The sequence below is a fragment of the Bradyrhizobium sp. AZCC 2176 genome (genome assembly GCF_036924645.1).
GTDB lineage: Bacteria > Pseudomonadota > Alphaproteobacteria > Rhizobiales > Xanthobacteraceae > Bradyrhizobium.
Genome location: NZ_JAZHRX010000001.1, coordinates 938,572 through 957,231, shown reverse-complemented (window position 1 = coordinate 957,231; position 18,660 = coordinate 938,572). Strand labels below are relative to the sequence as shown.

At 61.9% G+C, this 18,660-nt stretch carries 17 protein-coding genes; 14 read left to right on the top strand and 3 right to left on the bottom strand.

Going from position 1 to position 18,660, the window contains the following annotated elements; translation table 11 throughout:
* Positions 1 to 2: 2 nt before the first annotated feature.
* From V1288_RS04310 to V1288_RS04300, 3 genes are read right to left on the bottom strand one after another with little or no spacing between them, the layout of a single operon-like run.
* Entirely contained in the window at positions 3 to 1,652 is a 1,650-nt protein-coding gene (locus V1288_RS04310; RefSeq protein ID WP_334355894.1) for a Na/Pi cotransporter family protein, read from the bottom strand.
* A 45-nt stretch (positions 1,653 to 1,697) separates the two neighbouring features.
* Entirely contained in the window at positions 1,698 to 2,486 is a 789-nt protein-coding gene (locus V1288_RS04305) for a DeoR/GlpR family DNA-binding transcription regulator (protein ID WP_334355893.1), read from the bottom strand.
* 52 nt (positions 2,487 to 2,538) lie between these two features.
* A complete protein-coding gene (locus tag V1288_RS04300) occupies positions 2,539 to 2,808 on the bottom strand; it encodes a hypothetical protein (RefSeq protein ID WP_334355892.1) in 270 nt (89 codons plus the stop codon).
* Here V1288_RS04300 and V1288_RS04295 point away from each other — a divergent pair.
* From V1288_RS04295 to V1288_RS04230, 14 genes are all read left to right on the top strand, one after another.
* On the top strand, positions 2,807 to 3,823 hold the full coding sequence (locus tag V1288_RS04295) for an ABC transporter ATP-binding protein (protein WP_334355891.1): 1,017 nt from the start codon (positions 2,807 to 2,809) through the stop codon (positions 3,821 to 3,823). The genes V1288_RS04300 and V1288_RS04295 overlap by 2 nt on opposite strands.
* Positions 3,824 to 3,873: 50 nt before the next feature.
* Positions 3,874 to 5,151 (top strand): ABC transporter substrate-binding protein, encoded by a 1,278-nt coding sequence (locus V1288_RS04290; RefSeq protein ID WP_334355890.1) that lies wholly within the window; start codon positions 3,874 to 3,876, stop codon positions 5,149 to 5,151.
* A gap of 48 nt (positions 5,152 to 5,199) precedes the next feature.
* Positions 5,200 to 6,117, top strand: coding sequence for a carbohydrate ABC transporter permease (locus V1288_RS04285; RefSeq protein ID WP_334355889.1), 918 nt, complete (start codon positions 5,200 to 5,202; stop codon positions 6,115 to 6,117).
* Complete coding sequence (locus V1288_RS04280) at positions 6,114 to 6,923, top strand: carbohydrate ABC transporter permease (RefSeq protein ID WP_334355888.1); 810 nt, start codon at positions 6,114 to 6,116, stop codon at positions 6,921 to 6,923. Before V1288_RS04285 ends, V1288_RS04280 begins: the two co-directional genes overlap by 4 nt.
* Positions 6,923 to 7,762 (top strand): endonuclease/exonuclease/phosphatase family protein, encoded by an 840-nt coding sequence (locus V1288_RS04275; protein ID WP_334355887.1) that lies wholly within the window; start codon positions 6,923 to 6,925, stop codon positions 7,760 to 7,762. Before V1288_RS04280 ends, V1288_RS04275 begins: the two co-directional genes overlap by 1 nt.
* 255 nt (positions 7,763 to 8,017) lie before the next feature.
* Positions 8,018 to 9,355 (top strand): extracellular solute-binding protein, encoded by a 1,338-nt coding sequence (locus V1288_RS04270; RefSeq protein ID WP_334355886.1) that lies wholly within the window; start codon positions 8,018 to 8,020, stop codon positions 9,353 to 9,355.
* Positions 9,352 to 10,434: an ABC transporter permease subunit gene (locus tag V1288_RS04265; RefSeq protein WP_334355885.1), complete on the top strand. Its 1,083-nt coding sequence runs from the start codon at positions 9,352 to 9,354 to the stop codon at positions 10,432 to 10,434. The genes V1288_RS04270 and V1288_RS04265 overlap by 4 nt, the downstream gene beginning before the upstream one ends.
* 4 nt (positions 10,435 to 10,438) lie before the next feature.
* Entirely contained in the window at positions 10,439 to 11,359 is a 921-nt protein-coding gene (locus V1288_RS04260) for an ABC transporter permease subunit (protein ID WP_334355884.1), read from the top strand.
* A 9-nt stretch (positions 11,360 to 11,368) separates the two neighbouring features.
* Positions 11,369 to 12,130: a glycerophosphodiester phosphodiesterase family protein gene (locus V1288_RS04255; RefSeq protein WP_334355883.1), complete on the top strand. Its 762-nt coding sequence runs from the start codon at positions 11,369 to 11,371 to the stop codon at positions 12,128 to 12,130.
* A complete protein-coding gene (locus V1288_RS04250; RefSeq protein ID WP_334355882.1) occupies positions 12,127 to 13,671 on the top strand; it encodes an alkaline phosphatase D family protein in 1,545 nt (514 codons plus the stop codon). The genes V1288_RS04255 and V1288_RS04250 overlap by 4 nt, the downstream gene beginning before the upstream one ends.
* A 55-nt stretch (positions 13,672 to 13,726) precedes the next feature.
* Positions 13,727 to 14,506 carry an inositol monophosphatase family protein gene (locus V1288_RS04245; protein WP_334355881.1) on the top strand — a complete coding sequence of 260 codons (780 nt, stop codon included), beginning with the start codon at positions 13,727 to 13,729 and terminating at the stop codon, positions 14,504 to 14,506.
* Positions 14,503 to 15,450: a sugar-binding transcriptional regulator gene (locus tag V1288_RS04240; protein WP_334355880.1), complete on the top strand. Its 948-nt coding sequence runs from the start codon at positions 14,503 to 14,505 to the stop codon at positions 15,448 to 15,450. The genes V1288_RS04245 and V1288_RS04240 overlap by 4 nt, the downstream gene beginning before the upstream one ends.
* Complete coding sequence (gene xylB / locus V1288_RS04235) at positions 15,447 to 16,904, top strand: xylulokinase (protein WP_334355879.1); 1,458 nt, start codon at positions 15,447 to 15,449, stop codon at positions 16,902 to 16,904. The genes V1288_RS04240 and xylB overlap by 4 nt, the downstream gene beginning before the upstream one ends.
* Before the next feature lie 105 nt (positions 16,905 to 17,009).
* Complete coding sequence (locus V1288_RS04230) at positions 17,010 to 18,026, top strand: zinc-dependent alcohol dehydrogenase (RefSeq protein WP_334355878.1); 1,017 nt, start codon at positions 17,010 to 17,012, stop codon at positions 18,024 to 18,026.
* Positions 18,027 to 18,660: the final 634 nt, after the last annotated feature.

Here is an 18,660-nt window from a genome sequence, read left to right as displayed (position 1 = left end):
GACTACGTCACGCGGCTTGGCAGAAGCGCGCCGCTGCGCTCCAGCACCGGATACGCCGCGGCAGCTACAATATGGGAATTGATCAGCTTGATATCCCGCAATAGATCGAGATGGATCGAACTGGCCTGAGCGGCCTGGAGATCGCCATTGCGCAGTCGGTTGACGTGCGAAGCTGTCGCTTTGGTTTCGGCGTCCCTGAACGCGACTTTTTCGTCCACCAGCAGGCGAGCGGTCCGCTGATCTTCAGTGACGAGTAGCGATGCTGCCGTTTTCAGATTGACGGATAGGCGCTCGATCATGGCAGTCAGCTCCTTTTGCTCCTCCTCGGAAAACACCAGGCCTCGCTTCAGCCTCTTGGAGGCGTGCGGCAAAAAATTTCGGTCGACTACGTCGCCGGCCTGCTCAATATTCATCGTGAATGTCAAAATCTCATTCAGACGACGATGATCCGCGGGATTTAACTCTTCTGGATCAAGCGACGTAAGGTAGGCCTTGATTGCGATATTCAGCTTATCCAGCACGTCTTCACGCCGGCGGGTCTCAACCAGCAATCTTCGGTTTCCCTTCGCCAGTCCCGCGTTCACTCCTTGGAGCATTTCCTCAAGCACGTCGGCAAGCCGTAGCGCCTCGCGAGATGCTGCGCCGAGCGCGACGATGGGTGTCTCCTTAGCCGCGGAATCGAGATAGAGTGGCCGTGCCGGGTCAGCCGGGTTGCTGTTTTCTGGGAGCCAGCGGCGCAACAGCGACGCATAGGGCCCCAGAAGCGGCAGGGATACGGCAGCCACCGCAACATTGAAAAGGGTGTGAAAATCGGCCACTGCACGCGCGCTGGCTGGCTCGATCGCGGCCATGAAATGACTGATCGGGCCGAGAAAACTTATCGTTATGGCAACACCCAGGATACGTCCGATCAGATTGCCTATTGGAAGCCGTTTTGCCGCCAGATCGTCGCCTCGGGGACCCTCCAAGAGGGGATTGATGGCCGTGCCGAGATTTGCACCGAGAACAAGAGCAAACGCGGCGTCAGCAGGAACCACGCCCTTCATCGCTAACGAGATGATGAACAGGACGATGGCGACGCTCGAATGGGCAGCCCATGTCAGCAAAGCCGCCAGAAACACGTCCAGAAGCCACGAGGCGGAAACGGCGCCCAACACCATGCTCAAGACGGGTGAATCCTCGTAGCCAGTCATGAGACTAAGAAGCTGGTGCAACGCAAGCAGCATCAAGCCAAGGCCGATGAACACGCGACCGAGATCATGTGCTTGGGTTCGCGAATCCCTACGGAACATCACCATGCCGAGCAGAATGAGTGCTGGAGAGATCAGCACGACATCGAACGAGAGAACTTGCACGATCAGGGTCGTCCCCACGTTGGCACCCAACATGACCGCGAGAGCCGGGACCAACCCCACCAGACCTCCTGCTGCGAAGCCGGCCGTCATCAGTCCGGTGGCGGTGCTGCTTTGGAGCAGAGCAGTAACGCCCACGCCGGCGAGGAAGGCGCGAAGGCGGTTACGCAAGGCACGACCCAGAATGGAGCGCAACTTCGAGCCGAACGCGCGCTGCACGCCGGTCTGCACCATGTGTGTGCCCCAAAGCAGAAGCGCGATCGAGCCGGCGAGATCGATCAGGGAAATCAGCGGGGACATGATCGATGCTCTCCTGGAACGCGTCGACGAACTGAGCCGTCTGACTTACGCGGCGTCTACGGCGCCATCGCTGGCGGTATGTATCCGATCCGCGTATTGTTCGGCGATCGAGCGAAACCCTGCCGGCAATGGCTTGTCGGTGAAGAAATGATGGCATTCGCCAAGATGGCCGCCGCGCACTGTAGCGTTGCGGCCGAACTTGCTGACGTCGGCGACCAGCAGGGCGATCCGGCAATTGGCAACGATGGCCTGACGCGCCTGAAACTCGTCCGAGTGAAAATCGAGCAGGGCGCCATCTTGATCTATGCCGCCGACGCCGAAAATTCCGAAATCCGCCTTGAAACCAGAAAAAAACCGTACTGCGGCGTCGCCGACGATGTCACGGTCGAGCGGACGCAGTGTCCCCCCGGCGATCGTGATTTCGACGTCGGGATTGCGCGCGAACGCCGCTGCCACGTTCAGGTTGTTGGTAATGATCCTCAAATCCTGACGATTGGACAGCGCCTGCGCGACATATTCGGGCGTGGTCCCGAGGCCGATCATGAGTGATGCGCCGTCGGGAATGAAATTGGATACCGCATGAGCGATCCGTCGCTTGGCGTCGGGGTTCAATCCCTGCCGGCTTCCATAAGCAAGATTCTGGTTCTGAACTGGAAGGCCGACGCCGCCGTGGATCCGTCGCAGCAGGCCTTGGTCGCATAGCTGGTTCACCACGCGGCGAACGGTCTGCTGCGTGACATCGAAATGCCCGGCAAGATGTTCGATCGAGGCGAAGCCCTGCTCGCGCACGATCTCCAAAATACGGGCCTGTCGCTTGGTGACGGTCGTGAGCATGAAATCCTTCTTGTCGTCAAAAAGTATCATTCGAACATAAATTGCGCAATTTCTATTTCATTTGCTCGCACTCTGTGTTCAGATGAACAACGGAGGAATAGAAAATGCGCGTGCGCGGAGAAAAGCCTTGGAAGGCTTCCCGGGCGATGGGCGCGGGAACGGTCGACCAACCGTAGAACAGGTCCTCGTCACGGCCGGATCGCTCGCCTGCGCTGGCTGGCTGATTGAGAGTGATGTCAGGACAAAAGAAGCAGCGGACCAAGATGCTTTCGCGCGACTTAACGTGCGCGGCAGCGGCACAACGTTGAACTGGATAGATCATGTCGGCGATTACGCTGGATCACGTTTCCAAGAATTGGGGTCCCATGCGGGCCGTCGACGACGTGAGTCTCACGGCGGAGGAAGGCTCGCTACTGGTGCTGCTCGGTCCATCGGGTTGCGGCAAATCCACGACGCTTCGCCTGATTGCAGGTCTTGAGCAACTCGACGGGGGCACAATTACGATCGGCGGCACGGACGTAACCAATCTCACGCCGGCCCAGCGCAAAATCTCCATGGTGTTCCAGTCCTATGCGCTGTTTCCGCATCTGAGCGTGGCGGAGAATATTGTCTTCGGCCTGCGCGTGCGGCGTGTGTCCCGCGCCGAGCGCGATGCGCGGCTCAAGCGTGTTGCGGATATCGTCGGCCTCGGACATTTGCTCGAGCGCAAGCCGTCTCAGCTGTCCGGCGGCCAGCGCCAGCGTGTCGCACTCGGACGTGCCATCATCGCCGAGGCGCGGGTTTGCCTGATGGACGAACCTCTTTCAAATCTCGACGCCAAGCTGCGTCACGAGATGCGGACCGAGATTCGGGCGCTGCAGCAGCGACTTGGAATGACGATGGTCTATGTGACGCACGATCAGACCGAGGCCATGACTATGGCAGATCGCGTCGTGCTGATGCGCGACGGCCGTGTCGAGCAAAACGGCTCACCGGAAGAATTGTACAATAGGCCAGCGACGGCATTCACGGCGCGATTTATCGGAACGCCGCCGATGAACTTGATCTCGCAGGGCGACCGCCTCATCGGCATTCGACCAGAGCATATTCAGATCGTGGCGCAGGACGGTCAAGCCGCGCGCGTAAAGACCGTCGAGCATCTGGGTGCCGACAGCATCATTCTGTGCGAAATCGCGGGTCAGCCGGTTTCGGTGCGGCAGGACGGTTTCAGCAAGGCCCAGCCAGGCGATGACGTCAGGCTGGCCTGGGACGCCGGCCATGAACATCAGTTTGACCAAAAATCGGAACGGCGGCTGGAGCCGATGCTCAATGAGGCAAGGCGTATTGCAACTGGCTGAAACTGAAACGACGGTCTCGGCGCGGCAAAAAATTAACATGGGAGGACGACATGATATTGGTTCGACGAACAATGCTGGCGGCGACTGCAGTCGCGGTGCTGTTTTTGGGCGCGCGTCCCGCTGCGGCTGTCGATTTGACCATGTATTATCCGGTCGCGGTGGGCGGACCGGTGACGAAGATCATCGACGACATGGTCTCCCGCTTCGAGAAAGAGAATGCGGACATCAAAGTGACCGCGGTCTACGCCGGCAACTACACCGATACGATGACCAAGGCGATGACGGCAATGAAGGGCGGTCAACCGCCGCAATTGTCAGTGCTGCTGTCGACCGACGTCTTCACGCTGATGGACGAGAACGCCATCGTGCCAATGGATAGTCTTGTCACTGACAAGACGTGGTTCAAGGAATTCTATCCGGCGTTCATGGCGAACGGACAGATCGACGGCAAGACCTGGAGCATTCCGTTCCAGCGCTCGACGATCGTGCTGTACTGGAATAAGGACGCCTTCAAGGAAGCGGCCCTCGATCCGGAAAAGGCGCCTGCGACCTGGGACGAAATGGCCGAAATGGCCAAGAAACTTGTCAAGAAGGATGCATCGGGCAACACCACGCGCTGGGGCGTCGAAATTCCGACAACCGGCTACGCCTACTGGATGCTGCAGGCGCTTGCCATCGAGAACGGCCAGAAATTGATGAACGAACCCGGTAACGAGGTTTATCTCACGGCACCAAAGACGGTGGGCGCGTTGGATTATTGGGTCGACCTGTCGCGCAAGCATAATGTGATGCCGACGGGCACTATCGACTGGGCGACGCTGCGCACCGATTTCCTCGAAGGCAAGACCGCGATGATGTGGCACACCACTGGTAACCTGACTGCGGTCAAGGACGCTGCCAAGTTCAACTTTGGCGTTGCCATGCTGCCTGCCAAGGAGCGGCGCGGTTCGCCGACCGGCGGTGGCAATTTCTACATATTCAAGAGCGCTTCCCCCGAGCAGCAGAAGGCCGCCGTGAAATTCATCCAGTGGATGACAGCTCCTGAGCGCGCAGCGGAGTGGAGCATGAAAACCGGTTACGTCGCGGTTTCTCCGGCGGCCTACAAGACCCCGGCGATGGAGGCGTATGCAAAGGGTTTCCCTGCCGCGACCGTTGCCCGTGATCAGCTTGAGCATGCCGTGCCGGAATTGTCGGTTCACGAAAATGGCCGCATCTACAAGTTTCTGGGAGATGCCGTGCAGGCGGCGGTCACCGGCGCGCAGAAGCCGCAGGAGGCACTTGCTGCTGCTCAGCAGCAGGCCGACCGCGTACTCCGCGCGTATAAATAAAAAGAAGGGGCCGGGTAGGGATTCGCCGCCACTCGGCCCAATAAGCCAATGTCCGATCAACTCGTCATGTCATCAGTTGCGCGCCAGGCGAGATCGCACGCGTGGTGGAACGCAGTGAACGCTTGGCTGCTGTTGTTGCCGGCGGCCGTGCTGCTGCTTGCGTTCACGCACTACCCGATATTGGCGACAATCCGGCATTCCTTCTTTATCACGCGCCGGAATGGCACCGAGGCCTTCGTCGGCCTTGACAGTTATCACTCGATGGCAGCCGATCCGATTTTCTGGAGAGCATTAGCCAACAATTTCTGGTTCGCGCTCGGTACCATTCCGACGTCGATCGCGCTGGCGCTGCTGATGGCGATCTGGGTCAACCGCAATATGCGAGGACGCGGCTTCCTGCGGCTCGCTTATTTCACGCCCACCGTGCTGCCGATGATAGCGGTCGCAAACATCTGGCTGTTCTTCTATACGCCGGACTATGGATTGCTCGATCAGTTGCGCGGATTGTTCGGTTTCGGGGGCTGGAATTGGCTTGGCGATCCAAGCACGGTGATGGGCTGTTTGATCGTCATGGTGATCTGGAAGGAGGCCGGCTTCTTCATGATCTTCTATCTCGCCGCGCTTCAGCAGCTTTCGCCTGACCTCGAGGAGGCGGCGGCCGTGGAAGGAGCGAGCCGCTGGTACACGTTCCGGCGGATCACCTTCCCGTTGCTGATGCCGACCACGTTATTTGTGGCCATCAACGCGGTCATCAATTCATTCAAGTTGGTGGATCACCTTGTCATCATGACCAAAGGCGGCCCCAATAACGCAAGTACGTTGCTGCTGTATTACATCTATGAAGTTGCATTCACGTTCCAGGATTCGGCCTATGCAGCAACGCTGACCGTCGTGCTGCTGGTCTTGCTGAGCACCGTCGCATTGATCAAGTTCGGCTATCTTGATCGCAGGATCCACTATCAATGAACGGGCGGACGCATCCTCTTGAGGCAGTTGCCGCGTGGCTTTTGGCGTTGCTGTGGCTTGCGCCGCTGGCCTACGCGTTCTGGAGCGCACTGCATCCTGCCGCTTATGCAACGTCGTTCAGCCTGTCTGCGCCCTGGACGCTGGAGAATTTTGTGCGGGCATGGCATCAGGCGCCGTTCGGTCGTTACTACTTGAATACGGTCATCCTGGTTGTTCTGATCCTGATCGGACAGCTCGTCCTCTCAACGCTGGCGGCCTACGCCTTCGCGCGCTTCAAGTTCAAAGGCAGCGGCATCGCGTTTGCGCTCGTCCTGCTCCAATTGATGATTATGCCCGACGTACTGATTGTCGAGAATTACCGCATGATCGGAAAGCTCGGATTGCTGGACACCATTCCGGCGATCGCGCTGCCGTATCTCGCGAGCGCGTTCGGCATCTTCCTGTTACGCCAGACATTCAAGAGTGTTCCGCTGGAGCTGGTGGAAGCGGCCCGGGTCGAGGGGGCAGGGCCGTTGCAGATCCTCTGGCGGGTTTACGTTCCGCTGGCGCGGCCCACCTATGTCGCGTTCGGTCTCGTTTCGGTCAGCTATCACTGGAACAATTTCCTGTGGCCGCTGATCGTCACGAATTCGGTCGAGGCGCGACCTCTGACGGTAGGGTTGGCGGTGTTCGGCGCACCGGAAACCGGCGTAGACTGGTCGATCATCACCGCCGCGACTGTAATGACGATGGCGCCCCTGTTGTTCGCGTTCCTGCTGTTCCAGCGGCAGTTCGTCCAATCCTTCATGCGCGCGGGTATCCGCTGATGCGGTTGGTCACGTGGAATATCCAGTGCGGAAAGGGTTGCGATGGCGTGACCGACCTGGCGCGGATCGTTGCCGTCGCGAAGGAAATGGCCGACGCCGATGTCTTCTGTTTCCAGGAGGTATCTTCCGGTTTTTCCAAACTCGATGGCGATATGGATCAAAGTGCGCAAATTGCTGCACTGCTACCCGGTTATCTGCCGGTGTTTAGACCGGCTATCGAAACGATGGACAGCGCGAACGTATTACACCAATTCGGGAACATGACGCTGTCGCGCTTGCCGATCTTGCAGATTGCCAATCACCTTCTGCCGTGGCCGGGAGCAGGTGCCATGCGCAGCATGCGCCGTCACGCGCTGGAGGTCACGGTTCAGGCCGCGTTCGGCGCTCTGCGGATCGTCAACACGCATCTCGAATATCACTCTGCAGGCCAGCGCGAAGCCCAGATTACCCGGCTGCTGGACCTGCAGCAGGAAGCCTCGACGAGCCCCAAAGTGTCCGATTCCCAACACAACGACCCTTACGGAGGTCAGACGGTGGCAGCGTCGAGCCTACTGTGCGGTGATTTCAACTTCGATGTGTCTGATTCGCAGCACGCGTTGATTCATCAATCGGTGCGTTCCGGCCTCAACTATCGGGACGCATGGACCATCTGTCACCCGGGCCAATCGAGATCGCCGACCTGCGGACTTTACGATCATGCGCAGTGGGTTGATGGCCCCGACTGTCGCGATTTTATTTTCACGACAGAAGATTTGACCGGTCTGGTCCGCCGCGTCGAAGTCAACGGCAAGACCGACGCCTCCGATCATCAACCCATCCTCATCGAACTCGCTGATTGAGCAGATGGCGCGTCGCTCCAGCGATCGAGTAGGGGGCCTTCCTGAGCCAATGTCCGGCCGTGCTCGCGGTCGATCGTGCCAGGCACCTGGCGCACGGACCAACCGGACTTAGCGAGCGGCGCTGAAGTCGCCCAAAAATCACCGCACCCGGGCCCTTTCATCATACCGACACATATGTCATTGTAGAAATACAAATGATCGCGGACGGGTTTTTTGAGGCGCCAGCTCGCCGGACCGCGGGAGGGAGGATTACCCATGAAGAAAACGGCATTCATGGCGGTTTTGTTGGGGGTTTTGGCATTGGCAGCACCTGCGCAGGCGGCACGCGTCGAGGTGCAATGGTGGCACGCCATGAGCGGCGTGCTGGGCGACCGGCTCAACGAACTTGTCGAGAAATTCAACGCCTCGCAGGACAAATACACCGTCGTTGCGGTCGCCAAGGGCAATTACGACGAGGTGACCAATGGCGTAATCGCGGCCTATCGCGCCAAGCGGCCGCCCGAAATGGTGCAGATCGCCGAGCGCGGCTACATGACGATGCTGCTCTCCGGCGCGATCGTGCCGGTGCAGGATCTCCTGGATCAGAAGGGCTACAAGATCGACTGGCCCGACTTCATCAAGCCGGTGGCGAGCTTCTGGAGCTACAAGGGCCGGATGTCGGCGATGCCGTTCAACTCCTCGACCCCAATCTTCTGGTACAACAAGGAGCATTTCCGCAAAGCGGGCTTCGACAAGCCGGCTGACACCTGGCAGGAGCTGGAGGCGCAGCTTTACGCCATCAAGGCCAAGGGCGTCAGCGAGTGCGGCACGGTACTGCCGGGCGATTTCTATTGGAGCCTGCTGGAGAACTACAGCGCCATCAACAACCAGCCCTACGGCACGCTCGCCAACGGCTTCGGTGGGCTCGGCACCGAATTCGTGTACAACAAGACCAAGGTGGTCTCGCAAGTCGCGCGCCTGAAGAAATGGCTTGACGATGGCGTCCTGCAGATCGCCGGCCAGGGTTTAAGCCCGGAGCAGTTGTTCACCTCCGGACGCTGTTCGACCTTCGTCAACTCGACCGCGTCGCACGGCAATATCGAGCGCAACGCCAAGATCGAGTGGAGCGCCACCTTCCTGCCGCACGAGAACGATATCAATCCGCCGCTCAACAGCACCATCGGCGGCGGCGCGATCTGGGTGATGAAAGGCCATACGCCGGAGCGCTACGACGCGGTCGCCGCTTTCCTCGATTTCGTCGCTCAACCGGAGACGCAAGTGTGGTGGCATGGCGTGACCGGTTACGTCCCGGCGACCAGCAAAGCCTATGCGCTGGCGCGCGAGCGTGGCTACTACAAGGAGCATCCGACTCGCGAGATCGCGGTGCTGCAGCTCTCGCGCGGCACGCCCAACGACAATTCGCGCGGATTCCGTTTCGGCAATTTCGTACAGACGATGCTGGCGCAGCGCAGCGAGGTCGAAGCGGTGTTCACCGGCCAGAAGCAGCCGCAGCAGGCGATGGATGACGCCGTCAAGCGTGGCAACGAAATCCTGCGGCAGTTCGAGAAGCTCAACGCCGGAAAAGACGCCGAGGCGGGCCGCGAGCCGAAATGAATGCAAGCTCGCCGATCGCAAGCGCGCCGATCTGGCCGGAATCGCCCGCGGTGCAGGTAGCGCAGCCTTCCGGCCTGGCCAGATCGCAGCACCCATCGCCCGGCGCAACCGTTGCCGAGCATAGCCCAGTGACGCCCCGGCCCATCAGGGCGCGGACGCCCAAGCGCGGCCAGCCCGATCGCGAGCCGGGGCTGAAGCGGGCGAATTTCGGCCGTGAGGCCGGCTTGCCGACGCTATTGCTGCTGCCGCAGTTGCTGATCCTGGTTTGCTTCTTCTTCATCCCGTCGCTGCGCGCGCTGATGCAGTCCGTGCTGCTGAGCGATCCGTTCGGCAGCAACGTCCAGTTTGTGTGGTTCGACAATTTCAAGGCGCTGTTCGCAAGCGGCGAATATCGCCAGTCGATTGTCACGACGATCTGGTTCACGGTGACGCAGAATGTGATTACGCTTGCGGTCGCCGTGGTACTGGCATTCGCCAGCGACCGGGTGGTGCGCGGACGTTCCGTCTACCGGACCCTCATCCTGCTGCCCTATGCGATCGCGCCCGCGATCGCCGGCATCCTGTGGGCGTTCCTGTTCAATCCTGTCGTTGGCCCGCTCGCACACATGCTGCACGCGCTCGGGATTTCCTGGGATCCCAACCGAAATCCGAACGACGCGCTGTGGCTTGTGATCATGGCGGCGTCATGGAAGCACATCTGCTACGACTACATCTTCCTGGCCGTCGGCCTTTTGGCGGTGCCGGCCTCGCTGATGGAAGCGGCTGCCGTCGACGGCGCCGGGCCGATACGGCGTTTCTTCCTGATTGCGCTTCCCATGCTTGGACCAACCGTCTTTTTCCTCGCCGTGATGAACTTCATCTACGGTTTCTTCGAAACCTTCGCCATCATTGATGCGGTCACCCATGGCGGGCCGGCCGGCGCGACCAACATCCTGGTGTACAAGGTCTATGTCGACGGCTTCATCAATCTCGACCTGGGCTCCTCGGCGGCGCAGTCGGTGCTGCTGATGACGTTCGCGCTGATCTGCACGTTGCTGCAATTCCGCTATTTCGACCACAAGGTCAACTACGGGGTCTGACCGCATGGTGGAACGAGCGCCCGTCCTCGACACGATCTGCCACGCGATCCTGATCGCCGGCGCGCTATTGGTGTGCGTGCCGCTTTACTTTGCGTTTGTCGCGGGGTCGCTGACGATCGCCGAGGTGCAGAAGGTGCCGCTGCCGTGGCTGCCGGGAGGCCAGTTTGTCGCCAATCTGCAGGCGGCATGGGCCAAGGCCGATTTCAGCCGCACGTTCCTCAATTCCATTGTGGTGGCGGTTGGCATCACCGCCGGCAAGATCGCGGTGTCGTTACTCTCCGCCTTCGCCATCACTTATTTCCGCTTCCGTTACCGGATGTTGGCGTTCTGGCTGATCTTTATGTCGTTGATGCTGCCGATCGAGGTTCGGATCGTGCCGACGTTCGAAGCGGTGGCGAATGCCGCGCTGCCGCTGCAATGGCTCGCCGATATGCTTCACGTTGCCGATTTCTGGAAATGGATCAGCGGTCACGATGTTACGATCACGCTGGAATGGAACATGGTCAATACCTATCCGGGGCTGATCCTGCCGCTGATAGCGTCGGCCACCGCAACCTTCCTGTTCCGGCAATTCTTCCTCACCGTACCGGATGAATTGTGTGAGGCCGCAAGGCTCGACGGCGCGTCGCCGCTGCGTTTCTTTTGGAGCATCCTGCTGCCGCTGTCGGTCTCGAACATCATCGCACTCGCGATCATCCTGTTCCTGTTCGGCTGGAACCAGTATCTGTGGCCGTTGCTGTTCACCACCGACAAGGACATGGCGACCGCCGTGATCGCGCTGAAGAACCTGATCCCGCGCTCCGACAGCGAGCCGGCCTGGAACATCGCCATGAGCGGCGCGCTGCTTACGATGCTGCCGCCGACGATGGTGATATTGCTGTTGCAGCGCTGGTTCCTCAAAGGGCTCATCGACAGCAGCAAATAGGAACGAAGTATGGTTTTCATCGCCGGACACCGCGGCGCTCGCGACCTTTGGCCGGAGAACAGTCTGCTCGGCTTCCGCAATCTAAGCGGACTTGGCGTCGAGGCGGTCGAGTTCGACATTCACCAGAGCGCCGACGGTGGGCTCGTTGTCATTCACGATCCGCTGCTCGATCGCACCACGCATGACACCGGACCGGTCGGGGTCCGTACGTTGAAGCAATTGACCGCGACGCGCCTGCGCGACGCCGGCGAGGAATGCATTCCGACGCTTGATGCCGTGCTCGACCTGTTCAGCGATTCACCGCTCGAACTTCACATCGAGATCAAGACCGACGCCTTCGGCAATCCCTATCCGGGCATCGAAGAGCGTCTGGTCGACGCGGTGAAGCGGCGCGGACTCGAGCAACGCGCCGTGCTCACCTGCTTCGTGCCTGGCGCGATCGAGATTGTGCGACGGCTGAACCCGCAGGCGCGGGTGCTGGTCTCGCTGGACCGCCGGTCGGCGGAGATGATGGGCGGCATGGCGACGGCGCTCGACCGTCTGGCCGCCATTCCCGACTGCATCGTGGCGATCGAGAAGTCGCTGCTGGCGCTGGCGCTGCCGCTGGCGCTGAAAGTTCTGGGTCGCGACCGGCTCGGTGCCTGGGTGACGAACGAGCCGCAGGAGATCGCCCACTGGCTGGCGCAGCCGGTGCGGCAGATCACAACAGACCGGCCCGATCTCGCGGTGAATATCCGGCGCGAGATGATATCCGCGGCCGCGCCATCATGAGCAGCGTCATGATTCCACGCCGGCGATTCCTCACCGGCTCGCTGGCCAGCGCCGCGGTGGCTTCGCCATTCGGGATCGTGCGCGGTGCGCCGGTGACGTTCAGCACGGATCCATACACGCTCGGCGTTGCGTCCGGCTGCCCGCGCGAGGACAGCGTCATCCTATGGACACGCCTCGCGCCGCGACCGCTCGAGGAGGGCGGGATGCCGGCTTCGCCGGTCGAGGTCGAGTGGCAGGTTGCGGAGGATGAAGGATTTGCGCGCATCGCAGCACACGGCGTCGTTCGCGCGACCGCGGAGCTTGCGCATTCGGTGCATGCCGAGGCGAAAGGCCTGCGGCCGGGCCGCGTCTACTGGTACCGGTTTCGCGCCGGGTCGGCGGTGAGCCCGGTCGGGCGCACCCGCACCGCGCCGGCAGGGGGCAATAGCCGATTCCGTTTTGCCTTCGCTTCCTGCCAGCAATACGAGCAGGGCTACTACGCCGCGTATCGCGACATGGCCGCGCGCGACCTCGATCTGGTCGTGCATCTCGGCGACTACATCTACGAGAAGTCCTGGGGCTCGCGCCACGTCCGCCAGCACGGCGTCGGGATTCCGACAACGCTTGCTGAATTCCGCAATCGCTACGCACTCTACAAATCCGACGCCGACCTGCAGGCCGCGCACGCCGCCTTTCCGTGGCTGTCGGTCTGGGACGACCACGAGGTAGCGGACGACTATGCCAATGATCGCTCCTACACGACGCGCGATCCGGAGCATTTCCTGAAAATCCGGGCCGCCGCCTATCAGGCCTATTACGAGCACATGCCGTTGCCGCCGTCGGCGCGTCCGCATGGCCCAAACGCGACCATCTACGAGCATTATCGTTTCGGCGACATGCTGGACATGCTGCTGCTCGATGACCGTCAATATCGCTCCGCGCCAGCCTGCGTGAATGGCGGACGTCCGACATGGGTACAGGACTGCCCGGAGCGCACGGAAGAGATGCGTAGCATGCTCGGGCGTCCGCAGGAGCAATGGCTTGATGCACGGTTCCAAGACAGGCGCGGGCGCTGGACCGTCGTGGCGCAGCAGACCTTGATGGCTGAAGCCAAGCGAAAAGACGCCGAGAGCGGTGACCGCTTTTGGATGGATGGCTGGGATGGATATCCCAATGCCCGCCGCCGCCTGCTCGATTCGATCGTCACACACAAGGTGCGCAATCCGGTCGTCATCGGCGGTGACCGCCACGCTTACTTTGCTGCCGATCTCAAGCGCGAGTTTTCGCGACCGCGTGAGCCGACCATCGCGGCCGAATTCGTCGGCACCTCGATCACCTCGCAAGGGCCAGGCGAGAGCGGCGTGCGCAGCGCGCTCGCCGGCAACCCGGAACTGATCTATGCCAATGGCGAGAAGCGCGGTTACGCGGTTATGGAGCTCGATTCGCGATCCTGCACGGTCGGCTTCGAGGCGGTCGACGACGTCAAGGACGCGCACAGCGCGGTGCGTCGGCTCGCAACCTTCGTGGTCGAGGATGGCGTGCCCGGCGTGAAGGCAGCCTGAATTGAACAGCTTCCACCAACAGAGCTTGATGCCGATGTCTGCTGAGAAGGATTTAATGGCGCTGATGCGCGGCGCCGAGCCGGTGGTAGCAGAGGCGGCCGCGACGCTGGTCGCGATGCAGCGCGCGCCGCTTGCGACAGCGCGCAAGGAACTGCGCGACATCGTTACGGATGCCGATCTCGCCGCGGAGAGGATCGTGATCGATGGGCTAAGAGCGCTGACACCGGGGGCGGAGATCCTGTCGGAGGAGAGGGGTTTTAGCGGTGGCGCAAGCCCGTCGCGCTGGATCATCGATCCGCTCGACGGTACCGTGAATTACGCTGTCGGTCTGCCGTGGTTCTCGGTCAGCGCCGCCTATCATGATGGCGGCGAAGCGCTGGTCGGCCTGATCGAGTCGCCGCTGGCCGATATCCGTGGCCGCTACGTGCTGGGCGCGCTGGCGACGGTGAATGGCGAGCCGGTGCGGGTGTCGCACACGCGCGCGCTTGCAGACGCGGTGGTGTCGGTGATCCTGACCTCGCATTACCAGCCCGACGAAGTCCGGACGGCCGCGGCCATTATCGAGCGGCTTGGCTCGGCGGTGCGCGGTGTCCGCATCGTCGTCTCGGGCGCGCTCGAAATGACATGGATTGCGGCCGGCCGGCTCGATGCCTTTGTGTCGATCAAGGCCGATCTCGTCTCGCATGCCGCCGCGATGCCGCTGGTGCGCGCGGCGGGCGGACGCGTGACCACGGTCGCCGGCGCCGATTCGCAGTTTGACGATTTGGAAAAGATCGCCTCAAATGGTCACATCCATGACGAGCTTCTGAGGCTGCTGCAGGAGATTACACCTTGAGTGACCAGACCATCCTGCGGGTCGCCTGGCTCTACTACATGGAGAACCTGACCCAGGCCGAGATCGGCGAGCGGCTCGGACTGACGCGCGCGCGGGTCAACCGCATGCTCTCGGAAGCGCGCCACAGTGGCATCGTCAGTATCCGGCTCAATTCGGCGTTCGCAAGCTGCACTGAGCTTGAGCATCAGTTGCGGCAGCAATGCGGGCTCGACGATGCGGTGGTGATTCCGAGCCCGGAAAATACCGAACTGGTGGCGAGCCTGATCGGAATGGCGGCGGGGGCCTACCTGTCGAAATTCCTGGAAGAGAAGAAGCCGCGCACCATCGGCATCGGCTGGGGCGCGACCTTGCGCGAAACCATCCGTCACGTCACACCTGCGGAGTATCCCGACCTCTGGATCGTCTCGATGATGGGCGGGCTCTCGCGCGGGCTCGAACTCAACACTTTCGAGATCGCGGGTGAGCTCGCGCGCCGGCTGCATGCCAAATGTAGTTACCTGGCGGCACCGATCTATGCCAGCAGCCGCCGCTCGCGCGATACCTTCATGGCCCAGGAAGTCTATGCGGAGGTCTTGGACCGCGTCGACCGGATCGATCTCGCGCTGCTCAGCATGGGGGATCTCTCGCCGCGCTCGCTCTTGGTGCGCCACGGACTTCCGCCCGACGTCGGCATCGAGGATCTGCGCGGTGCCGGCGCCGTCGGCGACGTGCTTGGACAGTACCTCGACCAGTCGGGCCGGCAGATCAGCCACGGCATCAACGCGCGCGCCATCGCGTTGCCGATCGAAAAGCTCGCGCGGGCGCCGACCGTAATGTTGATTGCCGGCGGGACCAACAAGGCGCCGATCATTGCGGCGGCGCTGCAGGGACGGATCGGCAAGGTGCTGGTGACGGATGAAAAGGCCGCGGCCGGCGCACTTAAGCTGATCGGCAAGCGGCGGTGAGCTTGTATCTCGGGCTCGACATCGGGACCTCCGCCGTCAAGGCGATCATCGTAGACGCCGAGGACCGAGAGCAGGCGAGCGCCGAGGCGCCGCTCTCGATCGATCGTCCGCGACCGCTATGGTCGGAGCAGCATCCCGACGCGTGGTGGACGGCGGCGGCTGCCGTTCTCGATCGTCTCGCCGCAGACCATCCGAAGCTGATGTCCGGTATCGCAGCGATCGGCCTGTCGGGTCAAATGCTCGGTGTCGCGCTGGTCGACGCTTCCGGCCGGCCAATCCGGCCAGCGCCGTTGTGGAATGACGGGCGGGCGGCGGCCGAATGCACCGAGCTCGACTCCAGGCTCCCCGATTTCGCCGAACTCGCCGGTGCCCGGCCGATGCCGGGCTTTTCAGCGCCGAAGATCCTGTGGCTGGCGCGCCATGACCCGGATGCGATCCGGCGCACGCGCCGGATCCTGCTGCCCAAGGATTATGTACGGCTCTGTCTCACCGGCGACGCCGTATCCGATCGTGCCGACGCTTCCGCGACGCTGTTGATGGATACGCGGGCCGGCGTGTGGTCGCCGCGGCTTGCCGAAGCGTGCGGGATCGCGACCGATGTCCTGCCAGAGCTAGTCGAGAGCGGCATGATTGGTGGCACGCTGCGGCCGGAGCTGGCGCAGCGCTTCGGGTTGCGGGCGCATCTTCCGGTCGCCGGCGGCGCGGGCGACAACATGGCGGGTGCGGTCGGCGCCGGCGTGGTTCGGACCGGCAACGCCTTCATCAGTCTTGGCACGTCAGGCGTCTATTTCGTCGCCAATGATCGCTTCGTGCCGGCCCGAGGCCAAGGCATGCACACCCACCGGCACGCCGTGCCTGGTCTGTTCGGCCAGCACGGATGCGTGTTGAGCGCTGCAAGCGCGCTGACATGGATCGCTTGTATCCTCGGCGTCGCGTCGATCGAGCGGTTCCTCGCCGAGATCGAGGCCGCGAATTTTTCGCCGGCGGAGATCCCGGTGTTCTCGCCCTATCTCAGCGGCGAACGAACCCCGCATGACGATCCGCTCGCCAGCGCCACGCTGTCGAACCTGCGCGCCGCAGCGGGCCCGCTTCATATCGGCCGCGCTGTATTGGAAGGCGTCGCCTTTGCGATGGCCGACTGCCACGACGCGCTCACGGAAGCCGGCGCGCCCATTGAAACGATCGCGCTAATCGGCGGCGGAGCGCGCAGCCGTTTCTGGGGACGGATCATTGCCACGGTGATCGATCGCCCCTTGCAGTTGCCGCCACTCGCCCCGCTCGGGCCGGCGCTCGGCGCCGCGCGTTTGGCGCGGCAAGCCAGCGGTGGCGCGTTGACCGGGGAGGCGGAGAGGAACGCCACGATCACACTCGAGCCGGACGCGCCATCCCGCGCCGGCCTGCAGGAACGGCGGGCGATCTACCGGCAGCACTATGCAAAAATGCGAGGTTCCTGAGCCTTCGGCGGCTGGTAGAACATTTGTAATTGTAAAAGGACATATGTATGGTGCCGACGGTTGCCCGTCGTGGTGCCAACGACATGCAGGGATCAAGGCTTGGACATGCGCGCAGCGGTTCTTCACGACATTCGCGACATCCGCGTCACTGACATTCCGGCGCCGACGCCGGCGGCGGACGAGGTGATTGTGCGGGTCAAGGCCGTCGGCGTGTGCGGCAGCGACTTGCATTCCTATCTCGAAGGCGGCACCACCGGCCCGACCCGGATCAATCCCTTTGTGCTCGGCCATGAATTCTCGGGCACGTTGACCCCCGACACCGCGCGACGGGCAGGGTTGCCGGCGGATGCGCTGATGGCGGTGGACCCCGCGATTTCCTGCGGCCGCTGCGAATGGTGCCACCGCGGCCACACCAACCTGTGCCCGAACGTGCGCTTCCTGGGCTACGCGCCGAACGACGGCGCGATGGCCGAGTTCGTCTGCGTGCCGAAGTCCGCCGTGCATATCGTGCCCGACAGTATCGATCCGGCCGCTGCCGCCATCCTGGAGACGCTCGGAGTTGCGATCCACGCCATGGACCTGGCGCGCCCGCGGCTGATGGAAACGGTTGCGGTGCTCGGCTGCGGGCCGGTAGGTTTGCTGCTGGTGCAACTGGCGCGGTTGGCCGGTGCCGGCAAGATCGTCGCGATCGACCCGGTCGATGAACGCACGGCGCTGGCCTGCGATCTCGGCGCCGACGTTGCTTGCCGCAGCCAGGAAGAGGTCGCGAGCGCGACCGATGGCCGCGGCGCCGACCTCGTGGTCGAGGCGACCGACTCTTCGCACGGTTTCGAGCACGCGGCGCGCAGTGCCCGTATCGGCGGCCGCGTCGTCATCGTCGGCATTCCGGAAAACAATCAATACGTCCTGAGCGGCGCCGAATCGCGTCGCAAAGGCCTGTCGATCAAATTTTCGCGTCGCATGCCGGAGGTCTATCCGCGAGCAATCGCATTAACGCAGAGCGGCCGGGTCAGGCTTGCACCCTTGGCCACGCATCGCTTCTCGCTCGACCAGGCGCCGCTGGCATTTGAGCAACAGGTCGCGCGCCGCGATGGGATTATCAAGGCGATCATCTATCCATAGACGGCGGCGTTTCGCTCTCGACCAGGGAGTACCCAAAAGGAGGGCCGTTCTCTGCAAAACTCCCTCTTCCACGGAGTTTGGCCCGGACACCGGTGCGAAGACTGCTATCGAGCAGGCGGACACTTGCGAAACGTAGTCGAGCGTTTATGGGCCGCGCGCCGATAAAATTGCATCGCGGTGTTTCGCTTTTTTGCGATGAAGCCACCAAATCTACGATCAAGTGGAGACATCGTGGCCAGATCACTCGCGCACCGGTAGTTTGTCGACTGCTGAAGTACGTCGAGGAGCAATGAAGATAGGCGTTTCTGGTGCGGTGCCTCGGAGGGGGCGAAATGAAAACCTGCCAGGTGATTGATTTTTGGTGGGCCCGGCAGGACCCGAACCTGCAACCAGACCGTTATGAGCGGGAGGATAGCGGTCAGGTTCGTTGATTTTGCTGTGGTTTCGTTTGGGTTCGATAGCGTTTGTTGCGTTTGAATGAGATCGTTTCTGGTGCGAAACTGGTGCGGTCCGCGCGCGTCGGTCGAGTGGCCGGTCCTGTGAAGGGTTTTGGACGCCGGCTGTCGAAACACGCGGTGCCATCTCCGAAGCGGCCGACGTCCGAAACCCTTCACACAAGTGGCCATTCAGCAAT

What these genes read in the sequence shown, in the direction of transcription:
- V1288_RS04310 (WP_334355894.1), bottom strand. Translation starts at nt 1,652, where the DNA reads ATGTCCCCGCTGATTTCCCTGATCGATCTCGCCGGCTCGATCGCGCTT.
- V1288_RS04305 (WP_334355893.1), bottom strand. Translation starts at nt 2,486, where the DNA reads ATGCTCACGACCGTCACCAAGCGACAGGCCCGTATTTTGGAGATCGTG.
- V1288_RS04295 (WP_334355891.1), top strand. Translation starts at nt 2,807, where the DNA reads ATGTCGGCGATTACGCTGGATCACGTTTCCAAGAATTGGGGTCCCATG.
- V1288_RS04300 (WP_334355892.1), bottom strand. Translation starts at nt 2,808, where the DNA reads ATGATCTATCCAGTTCAACGTTGTGCCGCTGCCGCGCACGTTAAGTCG.
- V1288_RS04290 (WP_334355890.1), top strand. Translation starts at nt 3,874, where the DNA reads ATGATATTGGTTCGACGAACAATGCTGGCGGCGACTGCAGTCGCGGTG.
- V1288_RS04285 (WP_334355889.1), top strand. Translation starts at nt 5,200, where the DNA reads ATGTCCGATCAACTCGTCATGTCATCAGTTGCGCGCCAGGCGAGATCG.
- V1288_RS04280 (WP_334355888.1), top strand. Translation starts at nt 6,114, where the DNA reads ATGAACGGGCGGACGCATCCTCTTGAGGCAGTTGCCGCGTGGCTTTTG.
- V1288_RS04275 (WP_334355887.1), top strand. Translation starts at nt 6,923, where the DNA reads ATGCGGTTGGTCACGTGGAATATCCAGTGCGGAAAGGGTTGCGATGGC.
- V1288_RS04270 (WP_334355886.1), top strand. Translation starts at nt 8,018, where the DNA reads ATGAAGAAAACGGCATTCATGGCGGTTTTGTTGGGGGTTTTGGCATTG.
- V1288_RS04265 (WP_334355885.1), top strand. Translation starts at nt 9,352, where the DNA reads ATGAATGCAAGCTCGCCGATCGCAAGCGCGCCGATCTGGCCGGAATCG.
- V1288_RS04260 (WP_334355884.1), top strand. Translation starts at nt 10,439, where the DNA reads ATGGTGGAACGAGCGCCCGTCCTCGACACGATCTGCCACGCGATCCTG.
- V1288_RS04255 (WP_334355883.1), top strand. Translation starts at nt 11,369, where the DNA reads ATGGTTTTCATCGCCGGACACCGCGGCGCTCGCGACCTTTGGCCGGAG.
- V1288_RS04250 (WP_334355882.1), top strand. Translation starts at nt 12,127, where the DNA reads ATGAGCAGCGTCATGATTCCACGCCGGCGATTCCTCACCGGCTCGCTG.
- V1288_RS04245 (WP_334355881.1), top strand. Translation starts at nt 13,727, where the DNA reads ATGGCGCTGATGCGCGGCGCCGAGCCGGTGGTAGCAGAGGCGGCCGCG.
- V1288_RS04230 (WP_334355878.1), top strand. Translation starts at nt 17,010, where the DNA reads ATGCGCGCAGCGGTTCTTCACGACATTCGCGACATCCGCGTCACTGAC.